General features: G+C 39.8%; 24 protein-coding genes and 1 other RNA gene. 8 read left to right on the plus strand and 17 right to left on the minus strand.

The annotated features are described in order from the left end of the window. Positions 1 to 102: 102 nt before the first annotated feature. The 16 genes from MMO38_RS13820 to MMO38_RS13895 form a co-directional block, all read right to left on the minus strand. Entirely contained in the window at positions 103 to 594 is a 492-nt protein-coding gene (locus tag MMO38_RS13820) for a phage terminase small subunit P27 family (protein WP_121928316.1), read from the minus strand. A gap of 273 nt (positions 595 to 867) precedes the next feature. After that, positions 868 to 1,146 carry a hypothetical protein gene (locus tag MMO38_RS13825; RefSeq protein WP_241323909.1) on the minus strand — a complete coding sequence of 93 codons (279 nt, stop codon included), beginning with the start codon at positions 1,144 to 1,146 and terminating at the stop codon, positions 868 to 870. After that, a complete protein-coding gene (locus MMO38_RS13830) occupies positions 1,143 to 1,499 on the minus strand; it encodes an HNH endonuclease (protein ID WP_241323910.1) in 357 nt (118 codons plus the stop codon). Before MMO38_RS13830 ends, MMO38_RS13825 begins: the two co-directional genes overlap by 4 nt. A gap of 2 nt (positions 1,500 to 1,501) precedes the next feature. Next, positions 1,502 to 1,747, minus strand: a complete 246-nt coding sequence (locus tag MMO38_RS13835; protein WP_171407486.1) for a hypothetical protein — start codon at positions 1,745 to 1,747, stop codon at positions 1,502 to 1,504. A gap of 149 nt (positions 1,748 to 1,896) precedes the next feature. Next, a complete protein-coding gene (locus tag MMO38_RS13840) occupies positions 1,897 to 2,277 on the minus strand; it encodes a hypothetical protein (RefSeq protein WP_241323911.1) in 381 nt (126 codons plus the stop codon). A 460-nt stretch (positions 2,278 to 2,737) separates the two neighbouring features. Further along, complete coding sequence (locus MMO38_RS13845; RefSeq protein ID WP_241323950.1) at positions 2,738 to 3,295, minus strand: hypothetical protein; 558 nt, start codon at positions 3,293 to 3,295, stop codon at positions 2,738 to 2,740. A 96-nt stretch (positions 3,296 to 3,391) separates the two neighbouring features. Beyond that, positions 3,392 to 3,814, minus strand: a complete 423-nt coding sequence (locus MMO38_RS13850; protein ID WP_241323912.1) for a hypothetical protein — start codon at positions 3,812 to 3,814, stop codon at positions 3,392 to 3,394. Further along, positions 3,807 to 4,163: a hypothetical protein gene (locus tag MMO38_RS13855; protein WP_241323913.1), complete on the minus strand. Its 357-nt coding sequence runs from the start codon at positions 4,161 to 4,163 to the stop codon at positions 3,807 to 3,809. The genes MMO38_RS13850 and MMO38_RS13855 overlap by 8 nt, the downstream gene beginning before the upstream one ends. Further along, positions 4,163 to 4,315: a hypothetical protein gene (locus tag MMO38_RS13860; RefSeq protein ID WP_241323914.1), complete on the minus strand. Its 153-nt coding sequence runs from the start codon at positions 4,313 to 4,315 to the stop codon at positions 4,163 to 4,165. Before MMO38_RS13860 ends, MMO38_RS13855 begins: the two co-directional genes overlap by 1 nt. 88 nt (positions 4,316 to 4,403) lie before the next feature. Further along, positions 4,404 to 5,804: a replicative DNA helicase gene (locus tag MMO38_RS13865; protein ID WP_121930755.1), complete on the minus strand. Its 1,401-nt coding sequence runs from the start codon at positions 5,802 to 5,804 to the stop codon at positions 4,404 to 4,406. Between the two features lie 2 nt (positions 5,805 to 5,806). Next, positions 5,807 to 6,781 carry a replication protein gene (locus MMO38_RS13870; RefSeq protein ID WP_241323915.1) on the minus strand — a complete coding sequence of 325 codons (975 nt, stop codon included), beginning with the start codon at positions 6,779 to 6,781 and terminating at the stop codon, positions 5,807 to 5,809. Then, positions 6,778 to 8,118, minus strand: a complete 1,341-nt coding sequence (locus tag MMO38_RS13875) for a DNA cytosine methyltransferase (RefSeq protein WP_241323916.1) — start codon at positions 8,116 to 8,118, stop codon at positions 6,778 to 6,780. Before MMO38_RS13875 ends, MMO38_RS13870 begins: the two co-directional genes overlap by 4 nt. Further along, positions 8,115 to 8,288: a hypothetical protein gene (locus tag MMO38_RS13880; protein WP_241323917.1), complete on the minus strand. Its 174-nt coding sequence runs from the start codon at positions 8,286 to 8,288 to the stop codon at positions 8,115 to 8,117. The genes MMO38_RS13875 and MMO38_RS13880 overlap by 4 nt, the downstream gene beginning before the upstream one ends. After that, positions 8,285 to 8,476: a hypothetical protein gene (locus tag MMO38_RS13885; protein WP_241323951.1), complete on the minus strand. Its 192-nt coding sequence runs from the start codon at positions 8,474 to 8,476 to the stop codon at positions 8,285 to 8,287. The genes MMO38_RS13880 and MMO38_RS13885 overlap by 4 nt, the downstream gene beginning before the upstream one ends. A gap of 50 nt (positions 8,477 to 8,526) precedes the next feature. Further along, entirely contained in the window at positions 8,527 to 8,802 is a 276-nt protein-coding gene (locus MMO38_RS13890) for a hypothetical protein (protein ID WP_241323918.1), read from the minus strand. 10 nt (positions 8,803 to 8,812) lie between these two features. Continuing rightward, positions 8,813 to 8,998: a Cro/CI family transcriptional regulator gene (locus MMO38_RS13895; protein WP_241323919.1), complete on the minus strand. Its 186-nt coding sequence runs from the start codon at positions 8,996 to 8,998 to the stop codon at positions 8,813 to 8,815. A gap of 100 nt (positions 8,999 to 9,098) precedes the next feature. On the opposite strand from MMO38_RS13895, the gene MMO38_RS13900 reads away from it, so the two are divergent. From MMO38_RS13900 to MMO38_RS13935, 8 genes are all read left to right on the plus strand, one after another. Continuing rightward, on the plus strand, positions 9,099 to 9,863 hold the full coding sequence (locus tag MMO38_RS13900) for a helix-turn-helix domain-containing protein (protein WP_241323920.1): 765 nt from the start codon (positions 9,099 to 9,101) through the stop codon (positions 9,861 to 9,863). A 40-nt stretch (positions 9,864 to 9,903) separates the two neighbouring features. Beyond that, positions 9,904 to 10,401, plus strand: a complete 498-nt coding sequence (locus tag MMO38_RS13905) for a hypothetical protein (RefSeq protein WP_241323921.1) — start codon at positions 9,904 to 9,906, stop codon at positions 10,399 to 10,401. A 325-nt stretch (positions 10,402 to 10,726) separates the two neighbouring features. Beyond that, entirely contained in the window at positions 10,727 to 11,131 is a 405-nt protein-coding gene (locus MMO38_RS13910; RefSeq protein WP_241323922.1) for a hypothetical protein, read from the plus strand. A gap of 2 nt (positions 11,132 to 11,133) precedes the next feature. Beyond that, entirely contained in the window at positions 11,134 to 12,771 is a 1,638-nt protein-coding gene (locus MMO38_RS13915) for a hypothetical protein (RefSeq protein WP_241323923.1), read from the plus strand. Then, entirely contained in the window at positions 12,768 to 13,019 is a 252-nt protein-coding gene (locus MMO38_RS13920) for a hypothetical protein (protein ID WP_241323924.1), read from the plus strand. The genes MMO38_RS13915 and MMO38_RS13920 overlap by 4 nt, the downstream gene beginning before the upstream one ends. A 2-nt stretch (positions 13,020 to 13,021) precedes the next feature. After that, positions 13,022 to 13,570 carry a hypothetical protein gene (locus tag MMO38_RS13925; RefSeq protein ID WP_241323925.1) on the plus strand — a complete coding sequence of 183 codons (549 nt, stop codon included), beginning with the start codon at positions 13,022 to 13,024 and terminating at the stop codon, positions 13,568 to 13,570. A 3-nt stretch (positions 13,571 to 13,573) separates the two neighbouring features. Then, entirely contained in the window at positions 13,574 to 13,924 is a 351-nt protein-coding gene (locus MMO38_RS13930) for a hypothetical protein (RefSeq protein ID WP_347006052.1), read from the plus strand. 186 nt (positions 13,925 to 14,110) lie between these two features. Then, positions 14,111 to 15,271 (plus strand): site-specific integrase, encoded by a 1,161-nt coding sequence (locus MMO38_RS13935; RefSeq protein WP_241323926.1) that lies wholly within the window; start codon positions 14,111 to 14,113, stop codon positions 15,269 to 15,271. Positions 15,272 to 15,336: 65 nt separating this feature from the next. Here MMO38_RS13935 and ssrA read toward each other — a convergent pair. Beyond that, positions 15,337 to 15,695, minus strand: a transfer-messenger RNA (tmRNA) gene (gene ssrA, locus MMO38_RS13940). Positions 15,696 to 15,810: the final 115 nt, after the last annotated feature.

Genomic DNA, 15,810 nt, shown 5'->3' on the forward strand with positions numbered 1-15,810 from the left:
GCCAGTTTTACCCATTTGCACGTAGGTATTTTTCCTGAAACAACTTGCTTTGCCCACTTGTTTGCTATGTCAACGTTTGGGAAAGCTGTCATTTCGGCCTCGTCACATATTCAATACCTTTGCAAACGGGTTATCTTTTGGTTTGCCATTTCCACCAGTTAAACGGCTACGAGATGACGGATCCAAACCCAGCAATGAACCGAAAGTAACCATCTGTTTTGATGCTTCGTTTAGCACTGTTAAAGCCGGATTTTTTATAACGCCACCTTGATCATTTGTCATCGTAACCCCGAACAAAGCTACTTCTTTTTGGGCTGAACGCCAGTTGTGGTAAGCAATACAGAAAGCTTCAACATTGTGCATATCAGTAATCCGAAGCACTTTGTTTTTCAGTAACTCCGGAATCACCGAACGCCACATCATGGCTGCATGCTCCATTGGAGTGATGTACTCAGGAACCTCGATATCTGTAACTTCAGAAAACTCAGGCGCATTATTATTGAGCAGTCGCTTACCTTTGTTCCCAGATGCCTGTTTGGTCTCTTGCGGTTTGGGCTTTCTACCTCGCCCAGGAACAGATGCAATTCCACTCATTTGTCAATACCCTGAATTTTTAATTTCGCGCACGTAAAGATGTGACTAGGGGGGCGGTCATTTACGGCGGAGGCCTGAACTTTTTACCTCCCCCCTCCCATCACGGCGATTTTTGCACCGTTCTTGTGCATTTTGGAGATATAAAAAAGCCCATCAATTTCTTGACAGGCTTAGTTGCAAACCGAACTATCACGGCGATCATGGCTCACTCGAGGCGTGGCTCTTTCCCTTATTGCAATCGGTACTCGACAGGTAGTCCAGAACATCTAAGAACTAAGATTCAAATGCATCTTTATAAAGTTCAAAGAATTTATTCTTGGGCATAACTCCAAGATGTCCATTAGGTTTCACGTAAACCATATCGTCAATATTAGCTTCTTCGTTATAGTCTTCTGTCTCGACTTGAAGTTTGTTTGCGCCAATTAATATCTTGTCTTGTTGATGCTTTTGCTTAAACCATGTAGGCAGACTAGACCAATTGCTTTTAGCCAAATCCAATAATCTTTTAACCTCAAACGCATCAACTGTATGTTCGATGGTGATACATTTCATGTCTTACTATCCTCTTTCGCAGTCTTCTCTTGGTGACACGGCGCACATAACGACTGTAGGTTGTCTAGATCATCTGTGCCGCCGTTCTCTTTAGAAACGATATGATCGACATCAGTGGCTTCAACAATCTCACCTTTTGCATAATGCTTAACACATAGATAACCATCACGCTGCAATACTTTCTCTCGCAACAATCGCCATGCATGTCCGTATCCGCGCTCTGTCGTTGAACCTGAGCGCTGTGGCCGCTTATTCCAATTACTGCGTTGGTCGGCATGGTCATCACAGTAGCCATGCTGGCTTCTTGACTTCACTATGTTGGGGCAACCATATTGTCTGCATGGTCTCGACATGACTAATCATCCAAAGAATCAGGCTGTTTATCGTCATCAGGTTCATCAGTGATTAAGCAGATCAATTCCTGAATATGGGCAGACTGGTTAACATTAATCTGTACTAACGTTTTGATTGTTCCGATCAGATCGTTTTGGTTTTGCAGCAACTGTTGGTGTTGGTTCAGGATCTGATTGTTTTGTTCCAGCACCAGTGAGAGCATTGATTGCTCGCTTGATAGATTCGCTTGATTTTCTTGCTTGCTCATGCAACCACTCTCTCCGCTGTTCACAGCCCTGACAATTGACAAACTTCATTGATCAATCCTCATATAGATATAAAAGAAAAGGACTCACCAATATCTAGTATCTGGTGAGTCCTCATGCGCCGTAATACGTTCGGCTAAATTGAGTATTGTTAAGCTTTATTTAAACCTTCCACGCCACAGCGCTGACGATCTGCTGTTCGCTTGTTGAATAAAGCTAAAGCATTTCCCATATGTGTAATGGCTTGTTTGTTTTCATCACATGGAATGCTGTCGTCTAAGATTGTGGTGCGGTGGATCAGGACAGCAAGCAATGCTTCATTGGTAATACCATTAACGCCGTGCTCTTTGACTGGTCCTAACTGGAATTGAATTGGTAGCGTTTCACTACCTGCAAAAACGTCATAGAAATGACCAGGAGTAAGTTCAACTGTTTCTGTTGGAGTTTCCAGCCAAATATTATGCGTAACCATTACGCCGTTCGGATCAAAATGAATGCTCTCGCTATTCACTGTATTTTCATTTTCTGACATTAGGCACCTATTACAGGAAATACTAAACCCAACCAATGGCAAGGTATAAATAGAAACTGGATTGCCACAGATGGATTACGGTACTGTGGCCTACCGCTACTCAACACAAATGCCTAATCAAAGTTAGCTATTGAATAGACCTTATATTTTTCGCTCTCATTGGTCGGGGTGTCACCCACAACTTATGGCTCTGAGGCTAACTCAACATGTGACGAAATCATGTTGGATTCAAACCGATTTATACGGCTGGTTTCTGCATCCCACCGTTTGCGCGAATAGCTTTCCTAATATAAAAAAGCGTCACAAATCCAAGTTACCTATAAAGGCTAACGTTCTTTCATAGCTTTTCTCCAGACATAAAAAAAGCCCCTCATATGAGGAGCTTTAATTCGTTGGTCTCGGTTCAACCGTAATACGACCAGTATATAAATACTGTACCTGAGTCAGCAGATAAATGCTATTAGTTTTTCCACACTTCTTTGTAAGTATCATTTTTATACTTATTGATAGCCTTGCCTGCTTCATCAATGGCTGACTCAATAGCCATAGACATAAGGTTTTCATATGGCTTCCACGTTTGACGGTATGCATTAACAGACATTTGATGTGATTTAAGACCAGCATAGGATAAGCGACCTTTGTTTGTGTAATCTTCTTCTAACGACGGATCAAGCGCAAAATCTAAAATCATTCGGGCAATAAGCCATGCTAGATGATATATAGCCACACCTTCTGGCTCCCTCTTCTTATCATGTAATGCATTTTTAATCATGATATTGGCAAGGTGATCACGGACATACTCATAATCGTCTTTAGAATTACCGTTATAAATAATCAGGGCTGTTACCGACTTCGCTAGCTGAGTATCCATTGCTGCGATGGCACCTAAACGATCCTGATAATCTAATGGCCTCTCACCAGTGCCACGAACGGACGGCGATAAATTAGGTGAACTCGCAGTTAGACCACTAGTCAACCATTCAAACTCTTTGAATTTTTCAATTGCTGCTGCTGAAATCATGCCGTCACCTTTAAAATTCTAAACCGTTCATTTTTAAAACTGTGTAGCAAATAAGAGCCACACTAGCGAAAATCCAAAACCCGAATTTATCCATCACATTCCCCATATCAACATAGCTGCATCACGTTGTTCTTGGTTAGATCGTTGAGGCCATCCTGTAATGCGTTTAAAATCGTCTGAAGAAAGTTTTGATCTAGTTGGTTTAACTAATTGAACTGGAATACCCATGCTTTCTATAAGCTGGGTGATTAATTTACCTGTTGCGTGATTCTCCCCTACATTCTTTGCAATACGCTCACCAGCTGACTTTGTTTGCTTTGGTCTGTAATGAAAATTTGCCTTCTCATTTAACCAACCTGCTTCAACAACAACTTTCTTGATTACGGCGTACTCTTTTTCAATTAGGTTTTTTAACTCAACAAATGTCAGATTATATAAAGCTAGTCCTTGAGAACCTTTTAACGCCACACCTGATTTATCAAGATCAGGATCTATGCCTATAATTAGATCACCCATATACTGACTCCCAATCCTGAATTGACTGCCACAAATCATCCTTGCAAATATTTCTACCGCTTGCTTTGATGCGATAAGGCTCATCTTCAAAAAACATAGTTTTAAATTCAGTTCTGGCACAATCAATCCCATCAAGTTCATTGATTGTACTTAATGACTCAACTACACGTCTAAGCTCAATCAGATCAACAAAATACTTTTCCCGATCCTCTGGACTAATCGATACAGCATTTTGACCACACTTAAACTCAAAACCATCATTCCATTCAGTAGCATTAGATGGTGCAGAATTAATAATATTGACGGCGTAATCTAGGTCGTGATTTTTAATTAAATCTACTGCTTTCATTAACATTGTCCTCCTTTACCACCCACCAACATTGACCAGATTTGATCAGCGCGATTTTTTTCTTCATTGGAAACAAACTTGCAACTGCCTTTCCGTCCACCACAGTAACCGCCGCAAGAACCACATTTTCTCTTCTTTAGATTTTTACTCATGCACCACACCCTCTCACTGCCACACAAAACAACATCACCAAAACAAATAACAGAACTTTATTAATCGACTTTGAAACATCATGCTCGATCACGCTGCATCCCCCATATTTTCAAGGCTTTCTAACTGGTGACTCGCTACATTGGAAAAACGGCTATATTCAAGTTCAGAACAAAGGAAGGTTTTACCCACTGCGCCGTCACGACACTTAGCGGCATTTACTTCAAGTAAGCCCAAAAATTTAGATTTGTCTTGGTTGTAGTATTCATCTCTGTATAAAAACAAAATCACATCTGCATCTTGCTCGATTGCACCAGATCCACGTAGGTCAGACATAACAGGGCGTTTATTAGGACGTTTCTCAACATCACGGCTTAACTGTGACAATGCGAATACAGGACAATCAAACTCCATCGCAATGCCTTTTAAACCGTTCGACACATGGGTTAATCGATCATTCTCAGATGCGCTTGATGGTAAATTTGGAGTTTTAATCAGTTGTAGATAATCAACAAAGATTGCGCCAATAGATCCATGTTGTTTTTTGGTCTGACGTGCATGACGGCGAATATCAAATAATGTGACATTACCGTCGTGCATTTGAATTGGGGCTTTCTCTAAAATCATTGTTGCTTGTTGCAACCCCTGCCAATCTTCAGGACGAATATCAGCAGACTGTAGGCGACTCAATTCAACGTTACCCATTGCAGCCATGAAACGCCGTGCGATTTTTTCTTTCTTCATTTCGCATGATTCAAACAAAACAGGCTTAGCTAAATTAGTTGAGATGTGTGCAGCGATATTTTGAGCAAATGCAGTTTTACCCATTGATGGTCGTGCAGCGATAATTATCAAATCACCTGGTGCGACTTCATTTAATTTTGAATCTAGACCGAAAAAGCCTGTTGTTACACCACGAACCTTGTATGTACCCTTTTCCTTTTCTTCTTGTATCTTTGCAATTTCACTAAATACATTGATTGCAGAATGGACAATGTGTTCAACACTATCAGCATCATTCCCAGTACCAATGCCACCAAGCAAACTAGTTGCCTTTGCGATCGCATCATCAGCAGATCCATTACTTAGATCATTCGCCAAGAATTTTGTTTTCTCTGCGGCATCACGTAAATCACGGCGAGCTTTCAGATCCTGCAAATGTTTTAAATAATCTGGAAAATTCGTTAATTGGGAAATGGGTGCATTAGACAAAAAATCTAGCAAATATTTTTCATTAATACCTGATGCGGATTCACCCAATGATTGAATGCCACCTAAGAGCGTAACGCAATCAACTGCTGATCCAGCTTCATAAAGTTTTTTCATACCATTGAAAATTACTTGATGCGTATGGATCGTAAAAAGATCATCAGTCATTTGACCAATGAAATCATTGCAAGCGTTCGTGTAAGTCATCAGTGTTGCAAGAACGGCGATTTCGTACTGATGGTTCTTCAAGCGGTCATCAAGTAAGGTTTCGATTGATTTCATAATTACACCAACCCTTGTCCAAAACGCATTGGTTCAGGTTTGAAGCGAACTTGAGATTGTTCCTGCTGAACTTGTGCTGGTATCACCACCGATGTAGATTTTTGGTTTAGTTGCTCAAGCCAGTAATCCACTTCCCATAATTTTTGATTCAACCAAGACTGCGGTGCTGGTATGAATTGACCATCGTTTTTGATCCAATCATCAGAATTTTTTTGAAGTTTTAAAATTGAAATCAACACGTCAAAATGTTTTGCATGTTTTTTGAACGCTGCAAAAGTTTCTGATTTACGAATCTTGCGTTTGCACTTTGGGTATTCAGTCCAAAAGATTTCGTATTTTTCCTCAAGCGCGCTGTTAGTTTGATTAGTGTTTTTTGATAGTGTCTTTTGTGTGTTAAAAATTTTTACTAGCAAAGGTAAAATATTTTTACTAGCAGGGTAAAAACTTTTTACTAGTAAAGATTTTTTACTAGTAAAATTAATTAACCACCCATCCTTAAAATCACGTGGGATATTGGTAGCCACTTTAGTACGATTTTTAGGCAAATCCTTAGAGTTTTTAACCTGTTTTTTACCATTTAATGGGTAGTTAAAATTTTTAACTAGCAGTATCTGTAAGTCTTTATTTACAGGGTGAAAATTCCGCACTAGTAAAGATTTTTTACTAGCAAAGCTAATTCTTTCACCAATGTTGTAATTTTCTATCAATGAATAAACGTTGCCATACACTGACGGCGGATGCTTCTTGACTAGCCCTACTTTGACAAGCTCATTCAGACACTTAACAACTGTTGGTCTACTCTTGCCTGATAAGCCCTCTAATTGAGATAGAGACAAAGAATCGAAGTCTTTACCCCAGCCACGTGTTTTGCGCACTATCAGCAAATAGATTTTAACTGACGCATCACTAATTTTATCCATTGCTTCATCAACAAATGCATTCGTGATCTGGAATGAATTAGGCGTAAATTTGCTCATACAAGCTCCCCCAACAAATAAGTGCGGAGTCGTTTACCTATCCAATGCATAACATTGACAGCCATACTGTTTCCTAGCGTTTTATATCGTTTACCCATGGCAACTTTTGGCACTCTGGTGTAGTTATCTGGAAAGCCTTGCAGACGCTCACATTCAATTTCTGTGAGGTAGCGCGCTAAACAGAAGATATAAGGTGGGATAAAGTAAAATATAGCTTGTTGTATGGGTCCTCCGCCTTTTCCACCAGTTCTAAGAGTTGGTGCAATATCTTCAGATAGATCACGTAAAGCATCATTTTTGGTGCCGCAATATAAAACTGCATTTTTTTGGGTTGATGTTAGTGTGTAAGATAATTCCTCTTTAAAACCTAATCCCTCTGGACCTGATTTCTCTGTACGATTAATCAGAGTTCCTTGAATGCCATAGGTCTTAATAACATATGCTCTACTGTGATTTGCTAAGAGTGTCGGGCACAGTTCTTCAGAGACAGAGACATTCGCATTGTCACCACCTACACCAATCGCATGTTTAATATAGTAATCACCGCAAAAAGCTTCCTGATTACCTAACCACTTCTTTTCTCCATGCGAGGCTAAAATGGGTGGAGTGTAATTTTTCCCGCTGATAGTTTGGCTTGCTCTTGAAGCGTGTGCTGAACGATAGGCGGCAACACTTTGCCCCTTGCTGCTGCACGGCGTAGAATCCCTGTGCACGCTTTTTCGCTCAAAAAGTATTTCTCCGATACTTTCTGCTCGAGCACTTGCGATAACAAACACTCTTTTGCGTCGTTGGGCGAGTCCGAAATATTTAGCATCAAGGACTCTCCAAGCAACTTGTCTAGATGGTCCAAACACACAACCAGCGTTTGGCCACTTTCGCCCTGACGGCTGCAATTCACACCCCGAACCTGCAAGGTCTCCCAAGAAGCAGCCGAAAGCGTTATCTTTTGTGTTGAGGACTCCTGGCACGTTTTCCCAGACTGCAATACATGGCTTTTTGCCATGTAAAGATCTGGTATCATCAATTGCATCTAATAACCTCACATATTCAAGTGTTAATTGTCCGCGCTCATCATCAAGTGATTTACGCAGACCAGCAACTGAGTATGCTTGGCATGGAGTTCCACCAAACAAAACATCAGGTGCTTCAACTTCACCACGGCGTACCATTCCACGAATTAATGTCATATCGCCTAAATTCGGTACTTCGGGATAGTGGTGATCTAAAATTAGACTAGGTGCTTCCTCGATCTCTGCAAACCAAGCTGGTTCAAAACCCAACATGTGCCAAGCAACAGTCGCAGCTTCAATACCTGAACAAACTGATCCATATCTCATACTTCACCAACCAATGGCATACGCACATCAATAAAATTCTTATTTACCAATCCAACGTATGGACACCATTTTTTAAAATTCTCGTTCCAGTGCGACCACATATTTTTTTCACACTTCCAGAACGTGCCGTCATTTTCCAAATGTGTTGTACCTGCTGGGAAATTCGTCATGAAACCTCCCGTTGTGCATTCATTGCACGGTTATAAAAAATGCTTTCGTCATTTGAGACAATTTTGCAGTTTGGTGAAATATGATTTTCGATGTATTGATCATCACCCATGATTAAACAATGTGTGCACTGTTCTTCTTTAAATTCACTGCACTTGTTACTGCATGGATGTTCTGTTAAATTAATCATGTTCATTGAAACCCTCTAGTTTTATGAATACCTAAGCCTGATGTCAGATATCAGGCTTTTTTAATGTCTGAATCCCGATGAATTCCTTCCGATCCCTCGGCGAAAATCACCTCTGTAGATAAATCCCTCATCAAAGCTCCTAATCCCAAGCGCTCAAATGATTTTGCTTGTAAATTAAGAACATGCCACTCACCTGCTATTTCCTTCTCAAGTAAATACGCAAGATATTGAGCAAGGTCTTTACCTTTGATTTCAGCAAGAACTTTTGCTCGCTCATGGTTCTCAGGAGATAACCGCACATGTGTAGATTTCTTTTCAAGACTCATTTAATTGCCCTTATACCGTTGCCGTATTTCTCTTTAATGGTTCTTTACCACTAGCTAAATCACGAATTTGGTACTCTCTTGCCAATGGAATTTTTGACTCGTCCCATTGGCTAATAGCGTTATGTGAAATACCTAGTTTTTCTGCTAACTGAGTAACCGTGCAGTTCAGCAGGGTTAAAGCATCAGATTTAGTCATCTAAGTTACTCATTTAGTAATTTAACTTACCTTATTAAATAGCATTAAACTTACCTTGTCAATTGGTAAGATTACTTACATATCTCAAAGGTGTTTTGTGATGGAAACTCTTGGTACTCGACTAAAACAATTGCGCAAAGTAAAAAAACTAACGCAACAACAACTAGCTGATTTAGTTGGCGTGTCTAAAACTTCTGTAATTTATTGGGAGAAGGATGAAAACACCCCTAAACATGAAAGTCTTCTTGCGCTTGCCAAGGCATTGGACACAACTCCAGAGTGGCTGCTCTCTGGAAAAAAATCAGAGGTTGTTATTAGTCAACTGGAAAACAATACCTCTCAGTTTAAAAAGCTTGATATCGAAGCTTTTAAGAAGCAGTACAACATTCCTGACAGTGAGGATGCTGTTCTATTTTCAAATACCATTGAAAAACCATTCGTTATTTCAAAAAGATGGGTCCCTGTAAAAGCGTATGGCAAGATGGGGATGGATGGTTATTTCTCAGATATGGGTTATGAAGGCAATGGTGGTGATGGATACATCCCTACTCATTCTGCTGGTGAGAGAGCTTATGGAATCAAAGGTACTGGTGATTCAATGTATCCAGCAATCCGCAATGGTTGGTATGTAGTTTGCGATCCAGATGCAGAGCCAACACCGACTGAGTTTGTTCAAGTGTGCCTAAAAGATGGGAGATGTACGCTTAAGGAGTTTATTGGCATACATAACAATGTATTGAATCTACTTGCTGTGAATGGTGGTGAAAAGCTCACTTTTGATATGGATGAGGTAGAAAGCATAACTGCGATTACGGATATCGTGCCACCAAGCCAACATAAGCAAGAACACCCGAATAGCTACTAAACTTTGAACCCGAAACAGCTAAATTTAAAATAGTGAAGAAATGCATTTAGATAGAGAATTACAGAACATCATTCTTACTTTAGCTGCTGAGGCACACCCATCAGAGCTTGATGAGAATCGCTTACCATTAACTATGGATACATCTGATATTAAGTTTTATTCCAATCTTCGATATTTAGAGGAACATGGGCTTATTAAACCAAATTCATATTCAGTTAGCTTGGACGGCATCCACTTCATAGAATTCATTACAATTACAGCTAAAGGATTGGACTTTTTAGCGGATGACGGCGGTCTATCCGCTATTTTAAATGTCGTAACGGTAAAATTTGAAGCTAACACATTAAAGGCAATCCTAGAAAGTCGAATCAACCAATCAGATTTAGCCCCTGAATATAAGCAGTCAATGATTGATGCGCTTCAAGAGCTGCCTGCCGAGTCCATAAAACACCTTTCCACGAAATTATTGGATGCAAGTCTGGATAGCCTGCCGAGTGCGATCCTGTTAATTGGAACGTATCTTGGTTTACCCTTTTAAACTCTAAATACATATTTCCTATGTCGAGGAAGAAAGTATCAGATGCACATTTTACTTCAATGTAAATACCACCTCTGATACTAGGATTCACGATAACACTGCTGATACATGCTTTTTTCATATCACCTCTGTGATGAGTTTTCTTTTGTCTATTAAAACATAAAAAGTAAGCCTTCAAAAAAATAAAGTAATTTTAGTTACCAAAACACTTGACCATAAAGGTAAGTTAGCTTACTATTTTCTCATGAACAGCAAAAAGCCCCTCTCACTTCCGACGGCGAATGGGGCTTTTCACAACAACGTAAAACGTTACATGAGGTAAATTATGGAACAAACTCCAATTATAAGCAATCCAGCTTTCCGTTTCACTGTTGGTGCAGTGTGCGTATGGTTTGCAGCAACAATAGCAATCGTATTTGCTCTGCTTGTTTACAACAATAAGGCCACAGCAAATCCAGCACCTATCCCAACAAACGATTTCATTTTTGCCAGCGAATTTGAAGTTGTTGGCGCACACATCTTACCCACTTCTAGTAATGCCCTTCTCAAGCTTGGCGGATTCTATATACCCGTTAAATTCTCATTTGATACGGATCCAGTGTCGATCTCAAGCTTGGAGATTGGTGAAATCACTGATGTGAATGGTAAAGGCTACAACGACTTTACAAATCGCCAAGATCACCAGGCAATCAATTCAGCCTTAGTTGCATATATCAAAGAAGGACAATAAAAATGCATACATTACTATCGGTACAAGAAGCCTTTGCAGCAAAACAAGCTGGTAAAAATGTTGTGTGTCGTCATGCAGAGTCTGAGTTCTTTGAAGATCTTGGCAACGTGTCAGCTGAAACTTGGTTCGATCCTCATTATGTTTTTGCTATTCAGATCGACACTATAACGCTCGGTGATTTTGAATTTTCAAAACCATTCACCCTTGAAGAGCTTTCACCAGGACAAGACATTTTTTATATCGGTGCAAGTGGAACAATTTTAAAAGGGACATTTAATCCTGAAAATGAAATGTTGATTTCAGGTGTCAATAACGGATCTGTTCAACGTGATGAAGAAAACGCCGTTATTCAGATTAAAGCGTTTAGATCTTTGTTGGGTATTACTTCAGATGAGCCAACTGTGGTGGACTACGATTTTTTCGTGGTTGATGGCGAATCACCAAAACCTGAAACCAAAAAACGTGGTGGACGTAAGAAAAAAGCTACTGAGACCACAGTTGTTGAATCCGAACAACAAGTACCCGAAAATGAACCGCTGGATGAGCAGCAAACCATGGAAAATACAACAGCCATAGTCCAAGATTATATTTCTCAGCTTGATAAATGTATGACTGTAGATGATGTAATGCAGGTTCGCTATACGTTAAGTGCAGATAATCGCTTGGATCGTGAGCAAGTCCAATCTTTGAATGAGCGCGGTGAACAACGTTTAGAATCGATTTATAGCAACAGCGAAACTAAAGATACAAATGCTCAGCCTAAGTTTAAAAAAGCCCCACTTACATCTGAGTTCTTAGAACAGATATTAGCTGCTAAGACCGTGGATGAATTAACTGTTATCTCAGAAGAAATTAAGCAAACCCAAACTGAATATCCTGCTTCCGCTGGAGCTTATGATTTCTTGATAGTAGAGATTGAAGCCCAAAAAGAAGAGCTAAACCAGTTAGATCTTATTGACAGCAATCAAAATTCATCGATCAATATTGTGGATCGAATTGATTTAACAAACACCCTAATAGATTTAGATGTTCTAGAAGAAACCCTCACGCTAGAACAAAAAGATCAATATCAATTTTCACTCCAAAATAAGCGTCAAGCTTTAGTGAAATTATCATCAATACCAACGTCTGATGAAATGAAAAGTTTATCCATTGATACGCATAATCGGTATGGAACTAGAATTGCAGAGGCGAATAGCCTTGTAACTATCGTAGGTATAGATAGGGATATTGGTGATGATCGTCACTTGGATTCTATTCAGAAGGCGGAATTATTAAGCGAACTTGGTGCCAAAAGGTCTGAACTTCATTTTAATTTTTTGTATGAGAAAAAACTCACCAACCTTATTGACATTGTTCAGCAAGCTCAATCCGTTGATGAAGCTAATGAACCTGCATCACAAACGCTAGATTGGACAGTAGAACAACGATTGCCATTGATCACGGCGATTAGTAAACGGCTGGTGGAATTGGGAAAGCCACTGGTAACACAAATCAGGGAAGCTTCGGATCTAAATACTCTTGATGCATATCTTGCACAGATCAAAGAGATGGTTGCAGTTGATGGCACATTAGCACACCAACTTATGATTGCCCATGTTGCTAAAAAAGCCGAACTTGAGAAGCAGGTGGCCACATGAGAAAAGCATCACGCCCACCAGTAGCAGTGCAAATAGCTTTTCGTGAATGGTTAAAGAAAAATGGCTACATGCCCAAGCGAAATGCACTAACAGTTGAGTTCATTAAACCTAAATCAGCTCGATTAGAACTGAACTACAAAGGTCAGATGAACAAAGCCATGCAGCATCAATATTTATCATTTTTAAACCAATGGCTAAAGAATGGCAAAGAATTTATAGATGGTTTAACAAACATTCAGTGGAGTTAGATATGGAATTTATAAAGCAGGTTTCTGTTAAGTATAGCCATCTACAAGCTGCTCTACCTTTTGCAGCAAAAAATGATGTTAGGTTTTATCTCACTGGTGTTTTAGTCAAAGATGGAATAATTGCGGCTACAAATGGTCATTGTGCACTGATCTGCAATGCAGATGATGTGCATGACATGGAAGTCATCATTCCAAGAATAGCTATTGAATCCTTAATCAAAAAATTAGGGAAGTCGCCAATGCATGACGAAATCAAAATCAGCCAAATCGATAAAGATTTTTGGTTAATGGACTACAAAGAGGATGTTTATGAAATATTCAAGCCAATTGATGGAAAGTTTCCAGATATTGCTCGCGTAGACATTAAGAAACCAGCGGAAGCACCGAATGAATTTGTTCACTGGAATCTTGATTACATTCATATCTTTATGAAATGCGCAAAAACATTAAAGATTTTTTGTCCGAAATTCTTTCCAACCGCACACAATCAACCAACCTACGTTGAGCTAAATGACGAAGTACATGGCGTTTTAATGCCTATTAGAGAATAGGGGATGCAAATCATGATTAAGCAATTAAAACCTGTTGAACTGCCAGATGATATTTATAATTGGTCGCACCCTGATTTATCACTCGTCGATCCACGTTGGAATGATCATGATGAACGTGGTTATACAAAAGAAGAACTGGCCACACTAGAGTGTAATGCTGGTATCAAATTGAAATTTGAAGGCCATTGGTATGAGGATATTCCAGAAGTACCTGAAGAAGATGGTTGTGATTGGTCCAAATGGAAACCTCAACCTCCTTCATCAGAGTATTTCTTAATCGCCGCATATGATAGTGAAGACGGTCCATTTTTATGGTGGGCAAAACCTAGAAGTGAGGTACAACAACATGAATGAAGAACTTTTTGATTTACTCGTTCGTCTTGGCCTTGTTCCGCTTGACTGGGTAAGTGCCAACCAGTTTTCAGCTCTTACTGGTATTGATGAAGAAAAGCTAACGCACCGCCGTAAACGATGGCAAGAAGATCTTGTTTGGACTAAACAGGATGGAAATATTTATTATTCGATTAAAGGTTTCAATCAATGGCTGACTCAAAAAGCACAAAGTCGATGCCAACAGGTGTGCGGATCAGAAACGGCGCAATCCAAATCTACTTCGAGCGAAGAAAGAAACAATACAACATCACGCTACCGCACCCCCCAAGTGCAGAGGGTATCACGGCAGCCGCTAAAATTAGAAATCAGTTAGCGACTAAAGCTGAATGGGGTATTTTAACTGATAGTGATATTGCAGAGGCTCGAGGCCAATTCGTTGATGATGACTCAGTCATTGTCAACGAAGGGATTCTTTTTCAGGAAGTAGCCCAGAAATACCTTAAATTTTGTGAAAGTAATGCGGACACCAAAAAAGGTTATTTAAATATTCTTGAATATCACTGGATGCGCTATTTTGCTTTAGAGCCAATCAACTCAATTACAACAGAGGACATAAAAGAAGCAATTATTGATCGTGACTTTCAAACTGCGAAAACCCTAAATAATTGCCTCATTCCACTACGTGGTGTTTTTGATTCTGCAATGGAGAATAAATACATTCATGAAAATCCACTGGAAAGTATTAGGAATAAGAAAGTACAAGTTGATATTCCAGATCCATTCAGCAGAAAAGAAATGAATGCCCTTCTCGACTGGTTAAAAATGAATTTAAAAGGAGATGAGATTTTATATTACTGGTACTACGAACTTGCTTTTTGGAGTGGTTGCCGCCCTTCAGAGCTGATTGCATTAAAAGAATCGGATTTTGATTTTTTTAGCGGTATGTTCAAAGTCAATAAAAGTCGAGTACGCGGCGTTGAGAAGAACGTGACAAAAACTCACACGGCGCGTGATGTATATTTGAATCCACGATCTGAGAAAGCTGCAAATGAATTAATCAAATATAAAATGGATAGAAATATTCGAAGTAAATATTTGATGATTTGCCCTGAAACTGGTGAACCATTTTTTAATGAGAAGCCACCACGTAACAGACTTGTTGCTGCAATGAGAGGATGCGGTATTCGTCATCGCCCTGCTTATAATGCTCGGCACACGTATGCGACTATGATGCTTATGGATGGAATTAACCCGGTGTTTGTTTCTAACCAGATGGGCCATAGTCTGCAAATGATGATGAAACGCTATGCGAAGTGGATGCACGGCGATAAAAACAAAATAGAGATGGGAAAATTAAAGACAGACTAAACCTGTCAAAAACCTGTCAATAAAAAAGCCACTTATGATAAGTGGCTTTTTTATATAGAGAATTTTGGTGGAGATGGCGGGAGTTGAACCCGCGTCCGCCAGCACTACACTCGAGAATACTACATGCTTAGATATCGTCTACTATTTTAACTCTTTGTGACCCGACGAACAGGGTACAAATCGCGATCCTCTTAGTTTGGTATAAAGCCCCGAGGCTTGGCTCTATACGGACTTGTGTGCGTGCGCTACAGTCGGGTTCACTAACCACAAGTATTCAGTGAAGCGGACAAGCTGCCCTTAGGCAGCTAGAGCGTAAGTTTCGTCGTTTGCGACTAAAAAATGCAAATTTGATTTACGAGAGAAAATGCGCTCTCGGCATGCATCTATAAGTTTCATCACCAGCGTCGAAGCCAGAAACACCCCCTAAGTACAGCAACATCATAGCATATCTAAAATAAAATACTGCGCATTTTATCAACAGTCCGCCATTGATGGGCATATTTATATAATTGAGTAGCTTTTGTTTTTTTCAAGGCCTG

Origin of the sequence: Acinetobacter sp. NIPH 1852 (assembly GCF_022549455.1) — a bacterium.
GTDB lineage: Bacteria > Pseudomonadota > Gammaproteobacteria > Pseudomonadales > Moraxellaceae > Acinetobacter.